Annotated in this window: 15 protein-coding genes; 7 read left to right on the top strand and 8 right to left on the bottom strand. The window is 73.2% G+C overall.

Annotated features, from left to right (window positions below):
- Positions 1 to 108 precede the first annotated feature (108 nt).
- Together IG74_RS0137555 and IG74_RS0137550 are read right to left on the bottom strand one after the other, a co-directional pair.
- The gene (locus IG74_RS0137555; RefSeq protein ID WP_051856214.1) at positions 109 to 1,029 is read right to left on the bottom strand and encodes an SCO1860 family LAETG-anchored protein; all 921 of its coding nucleotides are present in this window, start codon (positions 1,027 to 1,029) and stop codon (positions 109 to 111) included.
- A gap of 332 nt (positions 1,030 to 1,361) precedes the next feature.
- On the bottom strand, positions 1,362 to 2,450 hold the full coding sequence (locus IG74_RS0137550) for an amidohydrolase family protein (RefSeq protein ID WP_030686630.1): 1,089 nt from the start codon (positions 2,448 to 2,450) through the stop codon (positions 1,362 to 1,364).
- 98 nt (positions 2,451 to 2,548) lie between these two features.
- Between IG74_RS0137550 and IG74_RS0137545 the strand changes: the two genes are divergently transcribed.
- From IG74_RS0137545 to thpD, 5 genes are all read left to right on the top strand, one after another.
- The gene (locus IG74_RS0137545; protein ID WP_030686628.1) at positions 2,549 to 3,652 is read left to right on the top strand and encodes a pyridoxal-phosphate-dependent aminotransferase family protein; all 1,104 of its coding nucleotides are present in this window, start codon (positions 2,549 to 2,551) and stop codon (positions 3,650 to 3,652) included.
- Positions 3,653 to 4,037: 385 nt separating this feature from the next.
- Entirely contained in the window at positions 4,038 to 4,595 is a 558-nt protein-coding gene (gene ectA / locus IG74_RS0137540; RefSeq protein ID WP_030686626.1) for a diaminobutyrate acetyltransferase, read from the top strand.
- A gap of 73 nt (positions 4,596 to 4,668) precedes the next feature.
- Positions 4,669 to 5,940 (top strand): diaminobutyrate--2-oxoglutarate transaminase, encoded by a 1,272-nt coding sequence (gene ectB / locus IG74_RS0137535; protein ID WP_030686624.1) that lies wholly within the window; start codon positions 4,669 to 4,671, stop codon positions 5,938 to 5,940.
- A gap of 45 nt (positions 5,941 to 5,985) precedes the next feature.
- A complete protein-coding gene (locus tag IG74_RS0137530; protein WP_030686622.1) occupies positions 5,986 to 6,390 on the top strand; it encodes an ectoine synthase in 405 nt (134 codons plus the stop codon).
- 69 nt (positions 6,391 to 6,459) lie between these two features.
- Positions 6,460 to 7,359 carry an ectoine hydroxylase gene (gene thpD / locus IG74_RS0137525; protein WP_030686620.1) on the top strand — a complete coding sequence of 300 codons (900 nt, stop codon included), beginning with the start codon at positions 6,460 to 6,462 and terminating at the stop codon, positions 7,357 to 7,359.
- Positions 7,360 to 7,434: 75 nt separating this feature from the next.
- Here thpD and IG74_RS0137520 read toward each other — a convergent pair whose 3' ends face one another.
- Positions 7,435 to 8,496 (bottom strand): alkene reductase, encoded by a 1,062-nt coding sequence (locus tag IG74_RS0137520; protein ID WP_030686618.1) that lies wholly within the window; start codon positions 8,494 to 8,496, stop codon positions 7,435 to 7,437.
- A 193-nt stretch (positions 8,497 to 8,689) separates the two neighbouring features.
- On the opposite strand from IG74_RS0137520, the gene IG74_RS0137515 reads away from it, so the two are divergent.
- Positions 8,690 to 9,184 (top strand): MarR family winged helix-turn-helix transcriptional regulator, encoded by a 495-nt coding sequence (locus tag IG74_RS0137515; RefSeq protein WP_030686616.1) that lies wholly within the window; start codon positions 8,690 to 8,692, stop codon positions 9,182 to 9,184.
- Here IG74_RS0137515 and IG74_RS0137510 read toward each other — a convergent pair.
- From IG74_RS0137510 to IG74_RS0137500, 3 genes are all read right to left on the bottom strand, one after another.
- A complete protein-coding gene (locus IG74_RS0137510) occupies positions 9,174 to 10,265 on the bottom strand; it encodes an aminotransferase class V-fold PLP-dependent enzyme (protein WP_030686614.1) in 1,092 nt (363 codons plus the stop codon). The two genes, IG74_RS0137515 and IG74_RS0137510, sit on opposite strands and share 11 nt — an antisense overlap.
- 96 nt (positions 10,266 to 10,361) lie before the next feature.
- A complete protein-coding gene (locus IG74_RS0137505; RefSeq protein WP_030686612.1) occupies positions 10,362 to 11,096 on the bottom strand; it encodes a DsbA family oxidoreductase in 735 nt (244 codons plus the stop codon).
- A 54-nt stretch (positions 11,097 to 11,150) separates the two neighbouring features.
- Positions 11,151 to 11,561: a winged helix-turn-helix transcriptional regulator gene (locus IG74_RS0137500; RefSeq protein WP_051856210.1), complete on the bottom strand. Its 411-nt coding sequence runs from the start codon at positions 11,559 to 11,561 to the stop codon at positions 11,151 to 11,153.
- 62 nt (positions 11,562 to 11,623) lie between these two features.
- On the opposite strand from IG74_RS0137500, the gene IG74_RS0137495 reads away from it, so the two are divergent.
- Positions 11,624 to 12,742 (top strand): Gfo/Idh/MocA family protein, encoded by a 1,119-nt coding sequence (locus IG74_RS0137495; RefSeq protein WP_030686607.1) that lies wholly within the window; start codon positions 11,624 to 11,626, stop codon positions 12,740 to 12,742.
- A 94-nt stretch (positions 12,743 to 12,836) separates the two neighbouring features.
- Here IG74_RS0137495 and IG74_RS0137490 read toward each other — a convergent pair whose 3' ends face one another.
- Positions 12,837 to 13,463, bottom strand: a complete 627-nt coding sequence (locus IG74_RS0137490) for a DUF1349 domain-containing protein (protein ID WP_030686605.1) — start codon at positions 13,461 to 13,463, stop codon at positions 12,837 to 12,839.
- Positions 13,464 to 13,468: 5 nt separating this feature from the next.
- Positions 13,469 to 14,998: an aldehyde dehydrogenase (NADP(+)) gene (locus IG74_RS0137485; RefSeq protein ID WP_030686603.1), complete on the bottom strand. Its 1,530-nt coding sequence runs from the start codon at positions 14,996 to 14,998 to the stop codon at positions 13,469 to 13,471.
- Positions 14,999 to 15,032 lie beyond the last annotated feature (34 nt).

Genomic DNA, 15,032 nt, shown 5'->3' with positions numbered 1-15,032 from the left:
GGGAAAGGGCCGCTGCGGAGCAGCGGGGTTCCGGCCCGGGCCTGGTGGTGCCCGTGACGGGCGGGTGGGTGGGAGAGGCCCGCCCCCGGCGGAAGCGCCCCGGAGGAGTCAGCGGCGGCGGGTGTAGAAGAGGGTCCCGCCTCCGGCCAGGAGGAGGACCACGGCCCCGCCGGCCACGTAGGGCGTCAGGGAGGAGCCCCCGGTCTCCGCGAGGTCGTCCTTCCGGGGAGCCTCCTTCTTGGCCGTGACGGGCTCGGCGGGCTTCCCGCCCTGGGGCTCGGGCAGCGGCTTGGCCCCGGGCCCGGGGGCCTCACACGTCGCCCCCGCGAGGGTCACCGTGCCCTTGACCGCGGCGACGCCGAGCTTCAGCGGATCGACGGACACCTGGAGCCGGAGCGCGGTCGCGGCGGCCGTACGGGACGTGGTGCGCGTCGCGGAGAGGTCGAGCCGGACCTCGCCGACGCCGGGGACGGACACCTGGGTCGTACCGGCGGACTTGACGCTGACCTTCTTGCCGAGGACGGTCACGCTGCCGACGAACGTCGACGAGGCGACGGGCCGCTTGCCCGCGGTGCACACGGCCTTGGAGGTGACCTGGTCGACCGCCACCAGGGGCAGCAGCGGCAGGCCCGGCACGTGCACCTTGGCGCGGGCGACGTTGCTGTAGCCCTCGGCGGTGCCGCCCTTCACGGTGGCGCGCGCGGTGGCGACGTCGGCCCGGAGCACGCTGAACGGCTGCCCGCCCTCGACGCCGTCGAGCTTCGCGGTGAGGGTGGTCCGGCTGGCGCTCGCGGGCGCGCTCACGTCGTTCAGGGCGACGTTGAGCGGTGCCCGTACGGTCTTGTTGAGCAGGGAGACCTCTAGGCCGGTGCGGAGCACGACGGCTCCGGCGCGGCCGCCTCGGTGGTCGTCCGTCGCGTGCGCGGTGGCCGCGGTGCCGAGCGCCGCGGGACCGGCGGCGACCACGGTGGCGGCGGCGAGCGCGCCGATGCGGCGCGTGGGCAGGCGGCGGAAGGCGTTGCTGGTCAAGGTGGTGGAACCCCCACATGAGTCATGAAGGCGCCGCCGCGCACGCCACACGGGGACATCGCGTGCGCGGGGCGCCACTGAGGCCGGCGCGCGCCGGGAGGCGCCGCCGACTCCGGCATCTTTACGCACTGAGAGTGAACGGGCAGCAACCTGGCGTGAGTTCACTCCATCGGGAGGTTTCCGCCCCTGCTTTCGAATCGGCTGACACGGGCGTTCCCCCGAACCCCCCGCATCACGTCGGCGCGTGGGGCACCGGGCACGGCGGGACCCCGTCCAACGAGCCCGGCATCCCGTTCGTCACCGTCCGTCAACGCCGTGCCCGTGAAGGGTCGTCAGCCGACGACGCGGCCGGCGAGCACCACGCGCCGGGGCGCGGCGAGCACTCGTACGTCCGCTCGCGGATCGGTCTCGTACACGACGAGGTCACCGGGCGCGCCCTCGACGAGCCCGGGGCGCCCCAGCCAGGCCCGCGCGCCCCACGTCGCGGCGGAGAGGGCGTCGACCGCGGGGATGCCCGCCTTGGTGAGCTCCGCGACCTCGCCGCCGATCAGGCCGTGCGCGAGGGAGCCCCCGGCGTCGGTGCCCGCGAACACCGGCACTCCGGCGTCGTACGCGGCCCGGACGGTGTCGTAGCGGCGCGCGTGGAGGCGGCGCATGTGGTCCGCCCACTTCGGGAACTTCCCCTCGCCGCCCGCGGCGAGCCGGGGGAACGTTGCGATGTTCACGAGGGTCGGCACGATCGCGACGCCCCGCTCCGCGAACAGCGGGACGGTCTCCTCGGTCAGGCCCGTCGCGTGCTCGACGCAGTCGATGCCCGCCTCGACCAGGTCGCGGAGCGAGTCCTCGGCGAAGCAGTGCGCGGTGACGCGGGCGCCGAGCCGGTGCGCCTCGGCGATCGCCTCCTGTACGGCGCCGCGCGGCCAGCACGCCGTGAGGTCGCCCGCCTCGCGGTCGATCCAGTCGCCGACGAGCTTGACCCAGCCGTCCCCGCGGCGCGCCTCCCGCGCGACGTACGCGGTGAGGTCGCCGGGCTCGATCTCGTGGGCGTAGTTGCGGATGTAGCGGCGGGTGCGGGCGATGTGGCGGCCCGCCCTGATGATCTTCGGCAGGTCCTCGCGGTCGTCGATCCAGCGGGTGTCGGACGGCGAGCCCGCGTCGCGCAGGAGCAGCGCGCCCGCGTCGCGTTCGGTGAGCGCCTGCTTCTCGGCCTCATCGGCCGGGACGGCTCCGTGGGCGTCGAGGCCGACGTGGCAGTGCGCGTCGACGAGGCCGGGCAGCACCCAGCCCTCGACCGTCACCGCGTCGCGTGCGGCGGGGCGTTCGAACGTCACCCGCCCGCCGACCACCCACAGCTCGTCCCGTACGTCCTCGGGCCCGACGAGCACCCGCCCCTTCACGTGCAGCACCGCGTGATCGCTCATGGACAGCAGCTTAGGAGGCGTAGGACCTGACCTGGGGTGCTCGGTAGGCTCGGTCGGGACAGCCCGTCCCGACACCGCGCGAAGTGAGCCGAAGCACCATGACACACCCCCTTCTCGACCTGGCGCCGCTGAGCGCCGCGCACTTCGCCGCCATCGAGGACCGCGTCGCCCGGCTCCTGGACACCCGGCAGGACGTCGTGATCATGCAGGGCGAGGCGCTCCTGCCGCTGGAGGGCTGCATCCGGGGCGCCGCACGGCCCGGCACCACCGCCCTGAACGTGATCACGGGTCCGTACGGGCAGACCTTCGGCGACTGGCTGCGCGACTGCGGGGCGACGGTGGTCGACCTCGCGGTGCCGTTCCACACGGCGGTGACCGCCGCGCAGGTCGAGGAGGCCTTCGCCGCGCACCCCGAGATCGACTTCGTGTCCCTGGTGCACGCCGAGGCGGCGACCGGCAACACCAACCCGGTCGCGGAGATCGGCGAGGTGGTGCGCGCGCACGGCGCCCTGTTCATGCTGGACGCCGTCGCTTCCGTGGCCGCCGAGCCGCTGCTTCCGGACGCGTGGGGCGTGGACCTGTGCGTGATCGGCGCGCAGAAGGCCATGGGCGGGCCCGCGGGCGTGTCCGCGGTGTCGGTGAGCGAGCGGGCCTGGGAGCGGATCGCCGCCAACCCGCAGGCGCCGCGCCGCTCGTACCTGTCGCTGCTCGACTGGAAGCAGCGCTGGATCGACGGCGGCCGCAAGGCGCTCCTGCACGCGCCCGCGCAGCTGGAGATGCTCGCCCTGGAGGCGTGCCTGGAGCGGATCGAGTCCGAGGGCCTGGACGCGCTGATGGCGCGGCACGCGACGGCCGCCGCGGCGACGCGGGCCGGCGCGGTGGCGCTCGGCGGGGGCCTGGAGCCGTACGTGTACGAGGCCGGGGACGCGGCGCCCGTCGCGACCACACTGCGCGCCCCGCGCGGGGTCGACGCGGCCGAGCTCGTGGCCAGGTCCCTCGCGGCCGACCCGGTGCTGCCGCTGGTCACCGGCGGTGGGGCGCTCGCCAAGGAGATGATCCGGGTCAACCACTACGGCCCGGACGCCACCCGCGGCACGGTGCACGCGTCCATCGCGGCGCTCGGCGCGGCGATGGGCGAGCTCGGGCTCGCCGTGGACCTGGAGGCGGCCCGCCGCGCCGTCACCGAGACCTGGCAGGCCTAGCCCCGTCCCGCCCCGCTTCCCGTCCGTCGGCTGCCCGTCAGGGGCCCGACGGGCGGGGTTGTTTTTTGTCCGAGGTTTAGCAGGGCGCTTTTCAGGCCCCTTTAACTCTGCCTTCATGAATTCCTTAAGAGAACAGCTTCCCGTATTCGTCTGCCCGCTTTCCATCTCTCTAAACACTAGGGTTTCGTCAGCGTAAATCGGCGCAATACGGAGCTGTGACGCACTCCACATCACGCCCGATTGGCCCGGAATGCCGCGGGTAAATCACCACAAACCCCAAAGATCTCATGCGGGCGGGCGCGCCTGCGCGATAACACATGAAGGCGCGCCACGTAACCCCTTCCCTCGATGCAATCCCAGAAATTGCTCGGTAAATTCAATCCGCATGACCGCTGCACAAGCCGATCTACCGACCGACCTGCAAGCGAATTTCCTCGGAATGCCCGAAGGACTGCGACTCGACACCCCGGATGTCGCCGACGGCGCCGCGATCTGGCGCCTCGCCCGTGACTCGAAGGTCCTCGACCTCAACTCCTCGTACAGCTATCTGCTGTGGTGCCGCGACTTCGCGGCGACGTCCGTGGTGGCCCGGGACGCCGACGGCGAGCCGGTCGGCTTCATCACCGGCTACGTCCGCCCGGACGCGCCGCGCACCCTCGTGGTCTGGCAGGCGGCCGTCGACCACGCGCACCGCGGCCGCGGTCTCGCCGGCGCGCTGCTCGACGGGCTGACCGCGAAGGTCGTGGTGCCGCGCGGGCTCACCACCCTGGAGACGACCATCACGCCGGGCAACACCGCGTCCGAGCGCCTGTTCACCTCGTACGCGAAGCGGCACGGCGCCGGCGTCGAGCGCACGGTCCTGTTCGACGCGGCCCTGTTCCCCGGCGACGACGGCAGGCACGAGCCCGAAGTCCTGTACGTCATCGGCCCGTTGGCCCCCTGAGCCGCTGCGGCGCACCGCCTCCCCCTCCTCTCCTCACTCCTCGCACGCCCCTTCATCTCCCAGGAGATTCGCTGTGACCATCACCCAGCCGGACCTGAGCGTCTTCGAGACCCTTGAGTCGGAGGTGCGCAGCTACTGCCGCGGTTGGCCCACTGTCTTCGACCGCGCGCAGGGCAGCCGCATGTACGACGAGGACGGCCACGAGTACCTGGACTTCTTCGCCGGTGCCGGGTCGCTCAACTACGGGCACAACAACCCCGTCCTGAAACGGGCGTTGCTCGACTACCTGGAGCGCGACGGCGTCACCCACGGCCTCGACATGTCGACGACCGCCAAGCGCGCCTTCCTGGAGTCGTTCCAGAACCTGATCCTGCGCCCGCGCGACCTGCCGTACAAGGTCATGTTCCCGGGCCCGACGGGCACCAACGCGGTGGAGTCCGCGCTGAAGCTGGCCCGCAAGGTCAAGGGCCGCGAGTCGATCGTGTCGTTCACGAACGCCTTCCACGGCATGTCGCTCGGCTCGCTCGCGGTCACCGGCAACGCCTTCAAGCGGGCGGGCGCCGGGATACCGCTGGTGCACGGCACGCCGATGCCCTTCGACCACTACCTGGACGGCAAGGTCCCCGACTTCCTGTGGTTCGAGCGGCTCCTGGAGGACCAGGGCTCGGGCCTGAACAAGCCCGCCGCCGTGATCGTGGAGACCGTGCAGGGCGAGGGCGGCATCAACGTGGCGCGCGCCGAGTGGCTGCGCGCCCTCGAAGCCCTCTGCCGCCGCCAGGACATGCTCCTGATCGTCGACGACATCCAGATGGGCTGCGGCCGCACCGGCGCGTTCTTCTCCTTCGAGGAGGCGGGCATCTCGCCGGACATCGTGACGGTCTCCAAGTCCATCAGCGGCTACGGACTGCCGATGGCGCTGACCCTCTTCAAGCCGGAGCTTGACGTCTGGGAGCCGGGCGAGCACAACGGCACCTTCCGCGGCAACAACCCGGCGTTCGTGACGGCCGCCGCCGCCCTCCAGACGTATTGGTCCGACGGGCCCGCGATGGAGAAGCAGACCCGCGCCCGCGGCGAGCAGATCGAGCAGACGCTGGTCGCGCTCGTCGACGAACACCGCGCCGACGTCGTGGAGTACCGCGGCCGCGGCCTGGTGTGGGGCATCGAGTTCCGCGACAAGGAGCGCGCCGCCCGGGTCGCCAAGCGCGCCTTCGAACTCGGTCTGCTCATCGAGACGTCGGGCCCCGAGAGCGAGGTCGTCAAGCTCCTGCCGGCCCTGACCATCACGGCCGACGAGCTCGACGAGGGCCTGCGCACCCTGACCCGCGCCGTCCGCGAGACGGCCTGACCCCCCTCGTACCAACCCCCCTCGCAAGAAAGGCACTGACTCACCGTGATCGTCCGCTCGTTCAAGGACATCGAAGGCACCGACCGGCACGTGAAGGCCGCGTCGGGCACCTGGGAGAGCAAGCGCATCGTGCTCGCCAAGGAGCGCGTCGGCTTCTCGCTGCACGAGACCATCCTGTACGCGGGTACGGAGACCGCCATGTGGTACGCGAACCACGTGGAGGCCGTGGTGTGCACCAAGGGCGAGGCCGAGCTCACCGACCACACGGACGGTGAGACGTACCGCATCACCCCCGGCACCATGTACCTGCTCGACGGGCACGAGAAGCACACGCTGCGCGTCAAGGAGGACTTCCACTGCCTGTGCGTCTTCAACCCGCCGGTGACGGGCCGTGAGGACCACGACGAGAACGGCGTCTACCCGCTGCTCACCGAGCCGGAATCCGACTAGCCGAGGCACCGGGCAGCACACCCCGACATCCCCACACGGGCCGCAACGAGAGGAGAGGCAGGCACCACCATGACCACCGCACCCGAACGCACCGGCGATCTGTACCCGACCCGAGGCGCCGAGGAGGTGCTCGTCGAGCGCAAGGACCCCGTGGTGTGGTCCGCGCCGGGCACGCGGGGGCCGTTCACCGACGAGGACCTCGCGGGGTTCGACCGGGACGGCTTCCTGGCCGTCGAGCAGCTGCTCGCGCCCGACGAGGTCGCCGCGTACCACGCGGAGCTCGAACGGCTGGTCAACGACCCCGAGATGCGCGCGAACGAGCGCTCCATCGTCGAGCCGCGCTCGCAGGAGATCCGGTCCATCTTCGAGGTGCACAGGATCAGTGAGGTCTTCGCGCGCCTGGCCGCCGACCCGCGCGTGGCGGGGCGGGCCCGCCAGATCCTCGGCTCGGACGTGTACGTCCACCAGTCGCGGATCAATGTGAAGCCGGGCTTCGGGGCCTCCGGGTTCTACTGGCACTCGGACTTCGAGACCTGGCACGCGGAGGACGGCCTGCCGAACATGCGGACCGTCTCGGTGTCGATCGCGCTCACCAAGAACCACGACACCAACGGCGGGCTCATGATCATGCCGGGCTCGCACCGGACGTTCCTCGGCTGCGCGGGCGAGACGCCGAAGGACAACTACAAGAAGTCCCTGCAGATGCAGGACGCGGGCACGCCGTCGGACGAGGCGCTGACCGGCCTCGCGTCCGCGTACGGCATCAAGCTGTTCACGGGCGAGGCGGGCTCGGCGACCTGGTTCGACTGCAACGCCATGCACGGCTCGGGCGACAACATCACCCCGTTCCCGCGCTCGAACGTCTTCATCGTGTTCAACAGCGTGGAGAACACGGCGGTGGAGCCGTTCGCGGCGCCGGTCAGGCGGCCGGAGTTCATCGGGGCGCGGGACTTCACGCCGGTGAAGTGACCCCGTGCCGAACGTGCGAAGGCCCGGCACCGCGGGGTGCCGGGCCTGCGCGCGCCGGATCCGGTGCGCGAGGGTTCAGAGGGCCGGATAGTCCGTGTAGCCCTTCGCGTCGCCGCCGTAGAACGTGGCGCGGTCGGGCTCGTTGAAGGGGCCGCCCGCCCGCAGCCGCGCCGGCAGGTCCGGGTTGGCGAGGAACAGGGAGCCGTACGAGAGAAGGTCGGCCGTGCCGTCCTCGATGAGCGCGAGCTCCTCGGGGCCGGTCGGCCCCTCGGTGGCCGGGTTGAGGATGAACGGCCCGTCGAAGCCCTTGCGCAGGGCGGTGACCAGGTCCCTGATCGGGCCGACCTCCATGACGTGCAGATAGGCGAGGCCGAGCGGGGAGAGCTGCTCGACGAGGGCGAGGTAGGTCTCGTCGGGGTCCGGCTCGTGGATGCCGTTGAGCGGGTTGCCGGGCGAGAGGCGGATGCCGGTGCGGGCCGCGCCGATCTCGGCGGAGACCGCCTTGGCGACCTCGACGGCGAAGCGGACGCGGTTCTCCACCGAGCCGCCCCACTCGTCGGTGCGCCGGTTGGAGCCCGGCGCGAGGAACTGGTGGATCAGATAGCCGTTGGCCCCGTGCAGCTCGACGCCGTCGAAGCCCGCCTCGATCGCGTTGCGCGCGGCGGCCACGAACTCGCCGACGGTGGCGCGCACCTCGTCGCCGGTCAGCTCGCGCGGCGTGACGTAGTCCTTGGGGCCCTCGTGCGTGTACACCTGGCCCGCGGCGGCTATCGGGGACGGGCCGACGGGCACGAGCCCGTCGGGCAGGAGCACCGGGTGGCCGATGCGCCCGGTGTGCATGAGCTGGGCGAAGATCCGGCCGCCCGCGGCGTGCACGGCGTCGGTGACCTTGCGCCAGCCCGCGATCTGCTCGGCGCTGTGCAGGCCGGGGGTGTCCGGGTAGCCCTGGCCGACGGCCGACGGCTGGACGCCCTCGGTGATGACGAGGCCCGCGGTGGCGCGCTGTGCGTAGTACTCGGCGTTGAGGTCCGTCGGCACTCCGCCCGCGGCGGCCCGGCTGCGGGTCATCGGGGCCAGCGCGATGCGGTTGGCGAGCGGGGTGCCGGCGAGGTCGATCGGGTCGAACGCGGTGGTCATGGCGGGCTCCAAAGCATGCGTAGCTGGTCTTGGCCCACCATTCTTGGTCGGCCAAGTAATTCAACCGAGAGCCACTGTAGCGCATTCCTTGGTCGGCCAAGGTAATCTCGGAGGAGACGTCGGGAAGCGCGGGGAGAAGACGTCGACGACACCGGACGGCCGCCCTCGGCCCGCACCGACCAGGAGCTTTGTGATGAAGACCGAATCCGAGCGGGCCGAGCCCGCGTGTCCGTCCGCGGCCGCGGGCGGCCCCGTCAGCACCGCCATCGCCCGGGTCGCGCGCCTGCACCGCACCGCCGCGGGCAAGCTCCTGAAGGGTGCCGGGCTCTACCCCGGCCAGGAGCTGATGATGATGCACCTCTGGGAGTCGGGGGCCGTGCGTCAGTCGGAGCTCATCAGGCTGGTGGAGCTCGACCCCTCGACGGTCACGAAGATGCTCCAGCGCCTGGAGCACGCCGGGCACGTCCGGCGCCGCCCCGACCCCGCCGACCGGCGTGCCGTGCTCGTCGAGGCCACCGACGACAGCAGTGACCTCATGCGCGCGGTGGAGCGCGCCTGGACCGACCTGGAGGAGCACACGCTGGCGGGCCTCGACCCGGACGAGCGCGCCCAGCTGCGGCGGCTGCTCTCCCGGGTCGAGGCCAATCTGTGCGCGGAGACGGCCGACTGCCCGGGCGTCAGCCGCTGAGGGCGGCGAGGAGACGGTCCACGTCCGCCGCCGTGTTGTAGAAGTGGAAGGCGACTCGCAGGTTCCCGGCGCGGTCCGACACCTCGATGCCCGCCGCGCTCAGCTCCGGCTGGCGGGCGCCGAGTCCCGGCACCGCCACGACGGGTGAGCCCGGCGCGGGCACCGGCTCGTGGCCGAGTTCGGCGAGCCCGGCGCGGAAGCGGTCCGCCAGGGCCAGGTCGTGCGCGCCGATCGCGGCCACGCCCAGCTCCTCCACCAGCTCCAGGGAGTGCCGCGCGCCCGCGTACGCGAGCAGGGCCGGGCTCTCGTCGAACCGGCGCGCGGAGCGGGCGAGTTCCTCGACGGGGCCGTAGCAGCTGTCCCAGGGGCGCTCCCCCGCGACCCAGCCCGCGAGCAGGGGCCGTAGTCCGCCGAAGCCCTCGGCCTCCTCGGGCGCGACGAAGAACGCGACGCCGCGCGGGCAGGTGAGCCATTTGAACGCGACGGACGCCGTGAAGTCGGCCGTCGCGACGTGGTCGCCCAGGTCCATCCAGCCGGTGGCCTGCGAGGCGTCGAGGTAGACGCGGGTTCCGTGGGCGCGGGCCGCCGCGCGGAGCGCGTCGAGGTCCGCGATCCGGCCGTCGGCCGACTGCGCGACGCTGACCGCCACCAGGTCCGTGCCCGGGCGGACCGACTCGGCGAGCCGCTCCAGCGGTACGGCGCGCACCTTGAGGTCCGCGCGCACGTGGAAGGGGTTCACCGTCGAGCTGAAGTCGCCCTCGGCGGTGAGGACTTCGGCGCCCTCCGGCAGCGAGGCGGCGACCAGGCCGCTGTAGACGGCCACCGACGCGCCCGCCGCGACCCGGCTCACCGGCACGCCGACGAGGCGCGCGAAGGCGGCCCGGGCCGCCTCGACGTCCGCGAACATGTCCGCGGGCCGGCCCTGGGCCACGGAGAGGGCGCCCTCGTGCATCGCGGTGACGGCACGGGCCGGGAGCAGGCCCGTGCTGGCACTGTTCAGATACGTGGTCCTGGGAGCGAATTCGGAGCGTACGAGAGTCGGGTCGAGGCTCTGGCCGGTGCGCGGTCCGGTGGTCTCCATGAGATCACTGTGCCCCCTGAGCGCGCGCCGGTCCATCACGGTTGTGTGAGCGGTACCGGTAAGCACCGCTAACCCGTGGCTGCGGGACCGGGCGGGTCAGGCCTGCGGCACCGCGCAGCCGTCGGGGCCGCAGGCGTCCGCGTCCTGCCCGCCGGTGGCGCCCTGGCCGAGCACCGTCAGCGGCGAACGGCTGCCCCAGGCCTGTTCGAGGGCCTGCTGGAACACCTCGGCGGGCTGGGCGCCGGAGACGCCGTACGTGCGGTCGAGGACGAAGAACGGCACGCCGTTCGCGCCGAGCTCCGCGGCCTCGCGCTCGTCGGCGCGCACGTCGTCGGCATAGGCGGCGGGGTCGGCGAGGACCGCGCGGGCCGCCTCGGGGTCGAGGCCCGCCTCGGCGGCGAGGGCGACCAGGCGCTCGTCGTCGTCGAAGACCGACTCCTCCTCGGCGAAGTTCGCCCGGTACAGTGCGGCGATCAGCGCGTCCTGCCGGTCCGCGCCCTCGGCCTTGGCGAAGTGCAGCAGCCGGTGCATGTCGAAGGTGTTGCCGTGGTCACGGCCCTTCGTGCGGTAGGTGAGGCCCTCCGCGCCCGCCTGGGCGCCGACGCCCTCCTCGGCCGCCTCGGCCTGGGCCGTGGACATCCCGTACTTGCGCTCCAGCATGGTGAGCACGGCGGTGGTGTCGCCCTTGGCGCGGCCCGGGTCGAGCTCGAAGGAACGGTGCACCACCTCGACGGAATCGCGGTGCGGGAACTCCGCGAGGGCCCGCTCGAAGCGTGCCTTGCCCACGTAGCACCAGGGGCAGGCGATGTCGCTCCAGATCTCGACGCGCATGGTGTGACTCATCTCCAGGTCGTGCGATGCGGAGACGGCCTCCGCTCCTGGGGTTCAACCCCCGGCGGGGCCGGTCCATTCCTCGGCCCGGGTGAAATGTGCCGTGTTCGCCCGGATCCAGCTGCGCAGGTGGGCCAGCGGCTCCAGGGCGCCCCGGCCCAGCGGGGTCAGCTCGTACTCGACGCGGGGCGGCACCTCGGCGTAGACCGTGCGCAGCACCAGGCCGTGGTCCTCCAGGCGGCGCAGCGTCTGAGTGAGCACCTTGGGGCTGACCCCCTCCAGCTTGCGGCGCAGCTCGCCGAAGCGGCGCGGCCCGTCGGCGAGGGCGGTGATCGCCAGGCCCGTCCACTTGTTGGCGAGCAGTTCGAAGACCTCCCGGCCGGGGCACAGCAGGCCGTAGATGTCGTGCCGGTACGCGGCGTCCGTCCGGGCGCCGGCTGCGGAAACACCGCTCTGACCTGTCATGGTTTCCAGAATATAGTTGGTGCCCTTGCGGGTGATCAGGGGTCCGCTCCTACGTTTCCGGCATGGAGATCCGCACCCAGAACCCGATCAGGACCGGCATCGTCGGCCTGTCCGCGCGCGGCGGCTGGGCCCCGCAGTCGCATCTGCTGGCCCTCGCCCGACTCGACGGCTACGAGGTCCTCGCGCTCGCCGCGTCCAGCCCCGGCGCCGCGGCCGCGGCGGGCGCGGCGTACGGCGTCCCGCGTGCGTACGGCAGCGCCCACGAGCTGGTCCGGGACCCCGACGTCGACCTCGTCGTGGTCAGCGTCCGGGTGCCGCTGCACCGCGAGGTGATCCTGGCGGCGCTGGCGGCGGGCAAGGCCGTCCTGTCGGAGTGGCCGCTCGGCAACGGCCTCGCGGAGGCCGAGGAGCTGGCCGCCGCCGCGGCGGCCGCGGGCGTGCGCACCTTCGCCGGGCTCCAGGCGCGCTCGGCGCCCGCGGTGCGGTACGTGCGCGACCTGGTCGCCGACGGCTTCGCGGGGGAGGTCCTGTCCACCAGCCTCGTCGCGTCGGGGCGCCGCTGGGGTGCCACCTTCGAGCCGGGCGGCCGCTACCTCCTGGACCGGGACAACGGCGGCACGATGCTCACCATCCCCTTCGGCCACACCGTCGACGCCCTGGCCATGGTGCTCGGGGAGTTCACCGAGGTGTCGGCGACGACGGCGACGCGGCGGCCCGTCGTGCGCGAGGAGGGCTCGGGGCGCACCGCGGCCATGACGGTCCACGACCAGATCGCGGTGAGCGGACGGCTGACGTCCGGTGCCGTCGCCTCCCTGCACTTCCGGGGCGGCCTCGCGCGCGCCACCACGTTCCACTGGGAGATCAACGGCACCGACGGCGACCTGGTGGTCACCGGCGAGCACGGCCACCTCCAGCAGGCCCGCCTCACCGTGCGCGGCGCCCGGGGCGCGGCGCGCGGCACGCGGGAACTGCCCGTGCCCGAGCGGTACTTCGCCGTGGCCGCGCTCGACGACGTGCGCGACCAGGTGCCGTACAACGTCGGCGCGCAGTACGCCGACGTCCTGCGCGACCTGCGCGACGGCACGTCGACCGTGCCGGATTTCGGGCACGCGGTCCGGCGTCAGCGGCTGCTCGACGGGATCGAGCGGGCCGCCGGCGCGGGTTCACGTGTTGCGCTGTGACCGGAGGCCTGCGGGTCCGTTGTGGCTGGTCGCGCCCACGCGGCGGAGCCGCAGGTGGTCACAGCTCCGCGCCCCCTCCAGGGCGCTCACACCTTCAGGAGCCGTCTCGCAGGCCCTTCGGCCAGTTGGGGCGGAACTCGATGTGGTCGAAGGTCACCACGCAGCCCTCGCCCTGCGGCGACTGCGCGAGGAAGCCGACCAGCGCGGCGCCGGCCGAGGCCTCGTCGCCGAGCTGGAAGATGCGGACGAACGTCCAGTGCTCGCCGTCCGTCGACGCGTGGAACGCGAACGCCGCGCCGGTGCGGCTGATCCGCAGCCACACGCTGGAGCCGTCCACGACGAAGGCGTTGGCGTCGTCGGAGCGGCCGCGGGTGACGACGGTGCAGATCGTGGGCAGGTCGGGCGAGCGCTCCAGGCAGAGCTTCGCCCACTCCCGCTCGCCGACGTGCAGATAGAGCACGCCCGCGTCGAAGGCGGCGGCGAAGCCGACCGTGACGCGGGCGATCAGCTGGAAGTCGCCCTCGGGCGCGCCGAGCAGCCGGGGCGCGTCGGAGGCGGGGTCGAGGGCCTCGCCGGTGGGCGGCACGAAGCGGTCCTGGCGGGGGCCCGCCCAGCCGGTGAGGACCCCGTCCTCGTAACCCCAGTCGCCGTCGGGCCCGTACGGTCTGAGCGGGAAGGGCAGTTCGGGCAGCGCGAGGCTGCCGGTGTCCTTGGCGTTCATGCCCGTCAGTGTTCCAGGCGGCCGTCGTAACGGCGGGGCAGACCCAGGGGATTGGCGTCGTGGAGCTCGGGCGGAAGGAGCGCGTGGGGGGTGCTCTGGTAGACGACGGGGCGCAGCCAGCGCTCGATGGCGGTGCCGCCGACGGACGTGGCGGTGCTGGTCGTCGCCGGGTAGGGGCCGCCGTGGTGCTGTGCGGGGGCCACGGCGACGCCGGTGGGCCAGCCGTTGACCAGGACGCGGCCCGCGAGCGGCGTCAGTTCGGCGAGCAGCTCGGTGCCCCGCCCCTCGCCCGCGGCCTCCTCGGCCGAGAGCTGCACGGTCGCCGTGAGGTTGCCGGGGAGCCGGGCGAGCACGGCCGTGATCTCCTGCGGGGACGCGTAGCGGGCGACCACGGTGACCGGGCCGAAGCACTCCTCCAGGAGCAGGTCGTGCGTGCCCCCGGCGGCCAGGTGCGCCGCCGGGACGGTGAGGAAGCCCGCCGCCACCGTGTGCACGCCGCCCGCGCCGGGCGTCACCGGCGCGCTCACGTCCGGGAGTCCGGCGCGCTCGGCGACCCCGGTGACGAAGGCGTCGCGCATGCGGTGGTCCAGGAGCACGCCCGGTTCGGTGTCGCTGACGGCGTCGGTGAGGGACTTCACCAGGCGGTCGCCGTCCGCGCCCGCGGGGGCGAGGACGAGGCCCGGCTTCACGCAGAACTGGCCGACGCCGAGCGTCATGGAGCCCGCGAGGCCGGTGCCGATCTGCTCGGCGCGCTCGGCGGCCGCGGCCTCGGTGACGACGACCGGGTTGAGCGAGCCCAGCTCGCCGTGGAAGGGGATCGGCACGGGGCGCGCGGCGGCCGCGTCGAACAGGGCGCGCCCGCCGCGCACCGAACCGGTGAACCCGGCGGCGGCGACCAGCGGGTGCCGGATCAGTTCGAGGCCCGCGTCGAAGCCGTGCACGAGGCCGACGACGGCCTGCGGGACGCCGTGCTCGGCGGCCGCGCGGCGCAGCACGGCCGCGACGAGTTCGGAGGTGGCCGGGTGGTCGGGGTGCGCCTTGACGACGACGGGGCAGCCCGCGGCGAGCGCGCTCGCGGTGTCGCCGCCGGGCACGGAGAACGCGAAGGGGAAGTTGGACGCGCCGTAGACGGCGACGACGCCGAGCGGGATCCGGTAGCGGCGCAGGTCGGGGGTGGGGGGCGTGGTGGTGTCGTCGGGGTGGTCGATGGCGACGCCCAGGTAGGCGCCCTCGTCCACGACGTCCGCGAAGGCGCGCAGCTGGAAGCAGGTACGGGCGAGCTCGCCGCCGAGCCGGACCGGGCCGAGCGCGGTCTCCGCGTCGGCGGCCTCCACCAGCGGGCCCGCGGCGCCTTCGAGGAGGCGCGCCGCGGTGCGCAGGAAGGCCGCGCGGGTCGTGCGGTCCGCGAGGGCGGAGCGCGCCGCGTGGGCGGCGGCGACGGTCCTGCCGACCTCGTCGGCCGTGGCTTCGACGGCGACCTGCTCGCGCCGCTTCCCGGTTCGGGGGTCGACACTCCAGACTGGTGCTGCTGCCACCGGGGGTCCTCCAGGTTTCCCAGACATCCGCGAA

This window comes from Streptomyces sp. NRRL B-1347 (assembly GCF_000720325.1).
Taxonomy (GTDB): domain Bacteria; phylum Actinomycetota; class Actinomycetes; order Streptomycetales; family Streptomycetaceae; genus Streptomyces.
Note: the sequence above shows the minus strand (reverse complement) of the source record. Positions and strands in the feature narration are given on the sequence as shown.

Bases quoted from the DNA above. Each gene is read 5' to 3' on its own strand.
- IG74_RS0137510 (WP_030686614.1), bottom strand. From the start codon at position 10,265: ATGGAGACCACCGGACCGCGCACCGGCCAGAGCCTCGACCCGACTCTC.
- ectA (WP_030686626.1), top strand. From the start codon at position 4,038: ATGACCGCTGCACAAGCCGATCTACCGACCGACCTGCAAGCGAATTTC.
- IG74_RS0137495 (WP_030686607.1), top strand. From the start codon at position 11,624: ATGGAGATCCGCACCCAGAACCCGATCAGGACCGGCATCGTCGGCCTG.
- IG74_RS0137505 (WP_030686612.1), bottom strand. From the start codon at position 11,096: ATGCGCGTCGAGATCTGGAGCGACATCGCCTGCCCCTGGTGCTACGTG.
- IG74_RS0137490 (WP_030686605.1), bottom strand. From the start codon at position 13,463: ATGAACGCCAAGGACACCGGCAGCCTCGCGCTGCCCGAACTGCCCTTC.
- IG74_RS0137500 (WP_051856210.1), bottom strand. From the start codon at position 11,561: ATGACAGGTCAGAGCGGTGTTTCCGCAGCCGGCGCCCGGACGGACGCC.
- IG74_RS0137515 (WP_030686616.1), top strand. From the start codon at position 8,690: ATGAAGACCGAATCCGAGCGGGCCGAGCCCGCGTGTCCGTCCGCGGCC.
- IG74_RS0137550 (WP_030686630.1), bottom strand. From the start codon at position 2,450: ATGAGCGATCACGCGGTGCTGCACGTGAAGGGGCGGGTGCTCGTCGGG.
- thpD (WP_030686620.1), top strand. From the start codon at position 6,460: ATGACCACCGCACCCGAACGCACCGGCGATCTGTACCCGACCCGAGGC.
- IG74_RS0137545 (WP_030686628.1), top strand. From the start codon at position 2,549: ATGACACACCCCCTTCTCGACCTGGCGCCGCTGAGCGCCGCGCACTTC.
- IG74_RS0137520 (WP_030686618.1), bottom strand. From the start codon at position 8,496: ATGACCACCGCGTTCGACCCGATCGACCTCGCCGGCACCCCGCTCGCC.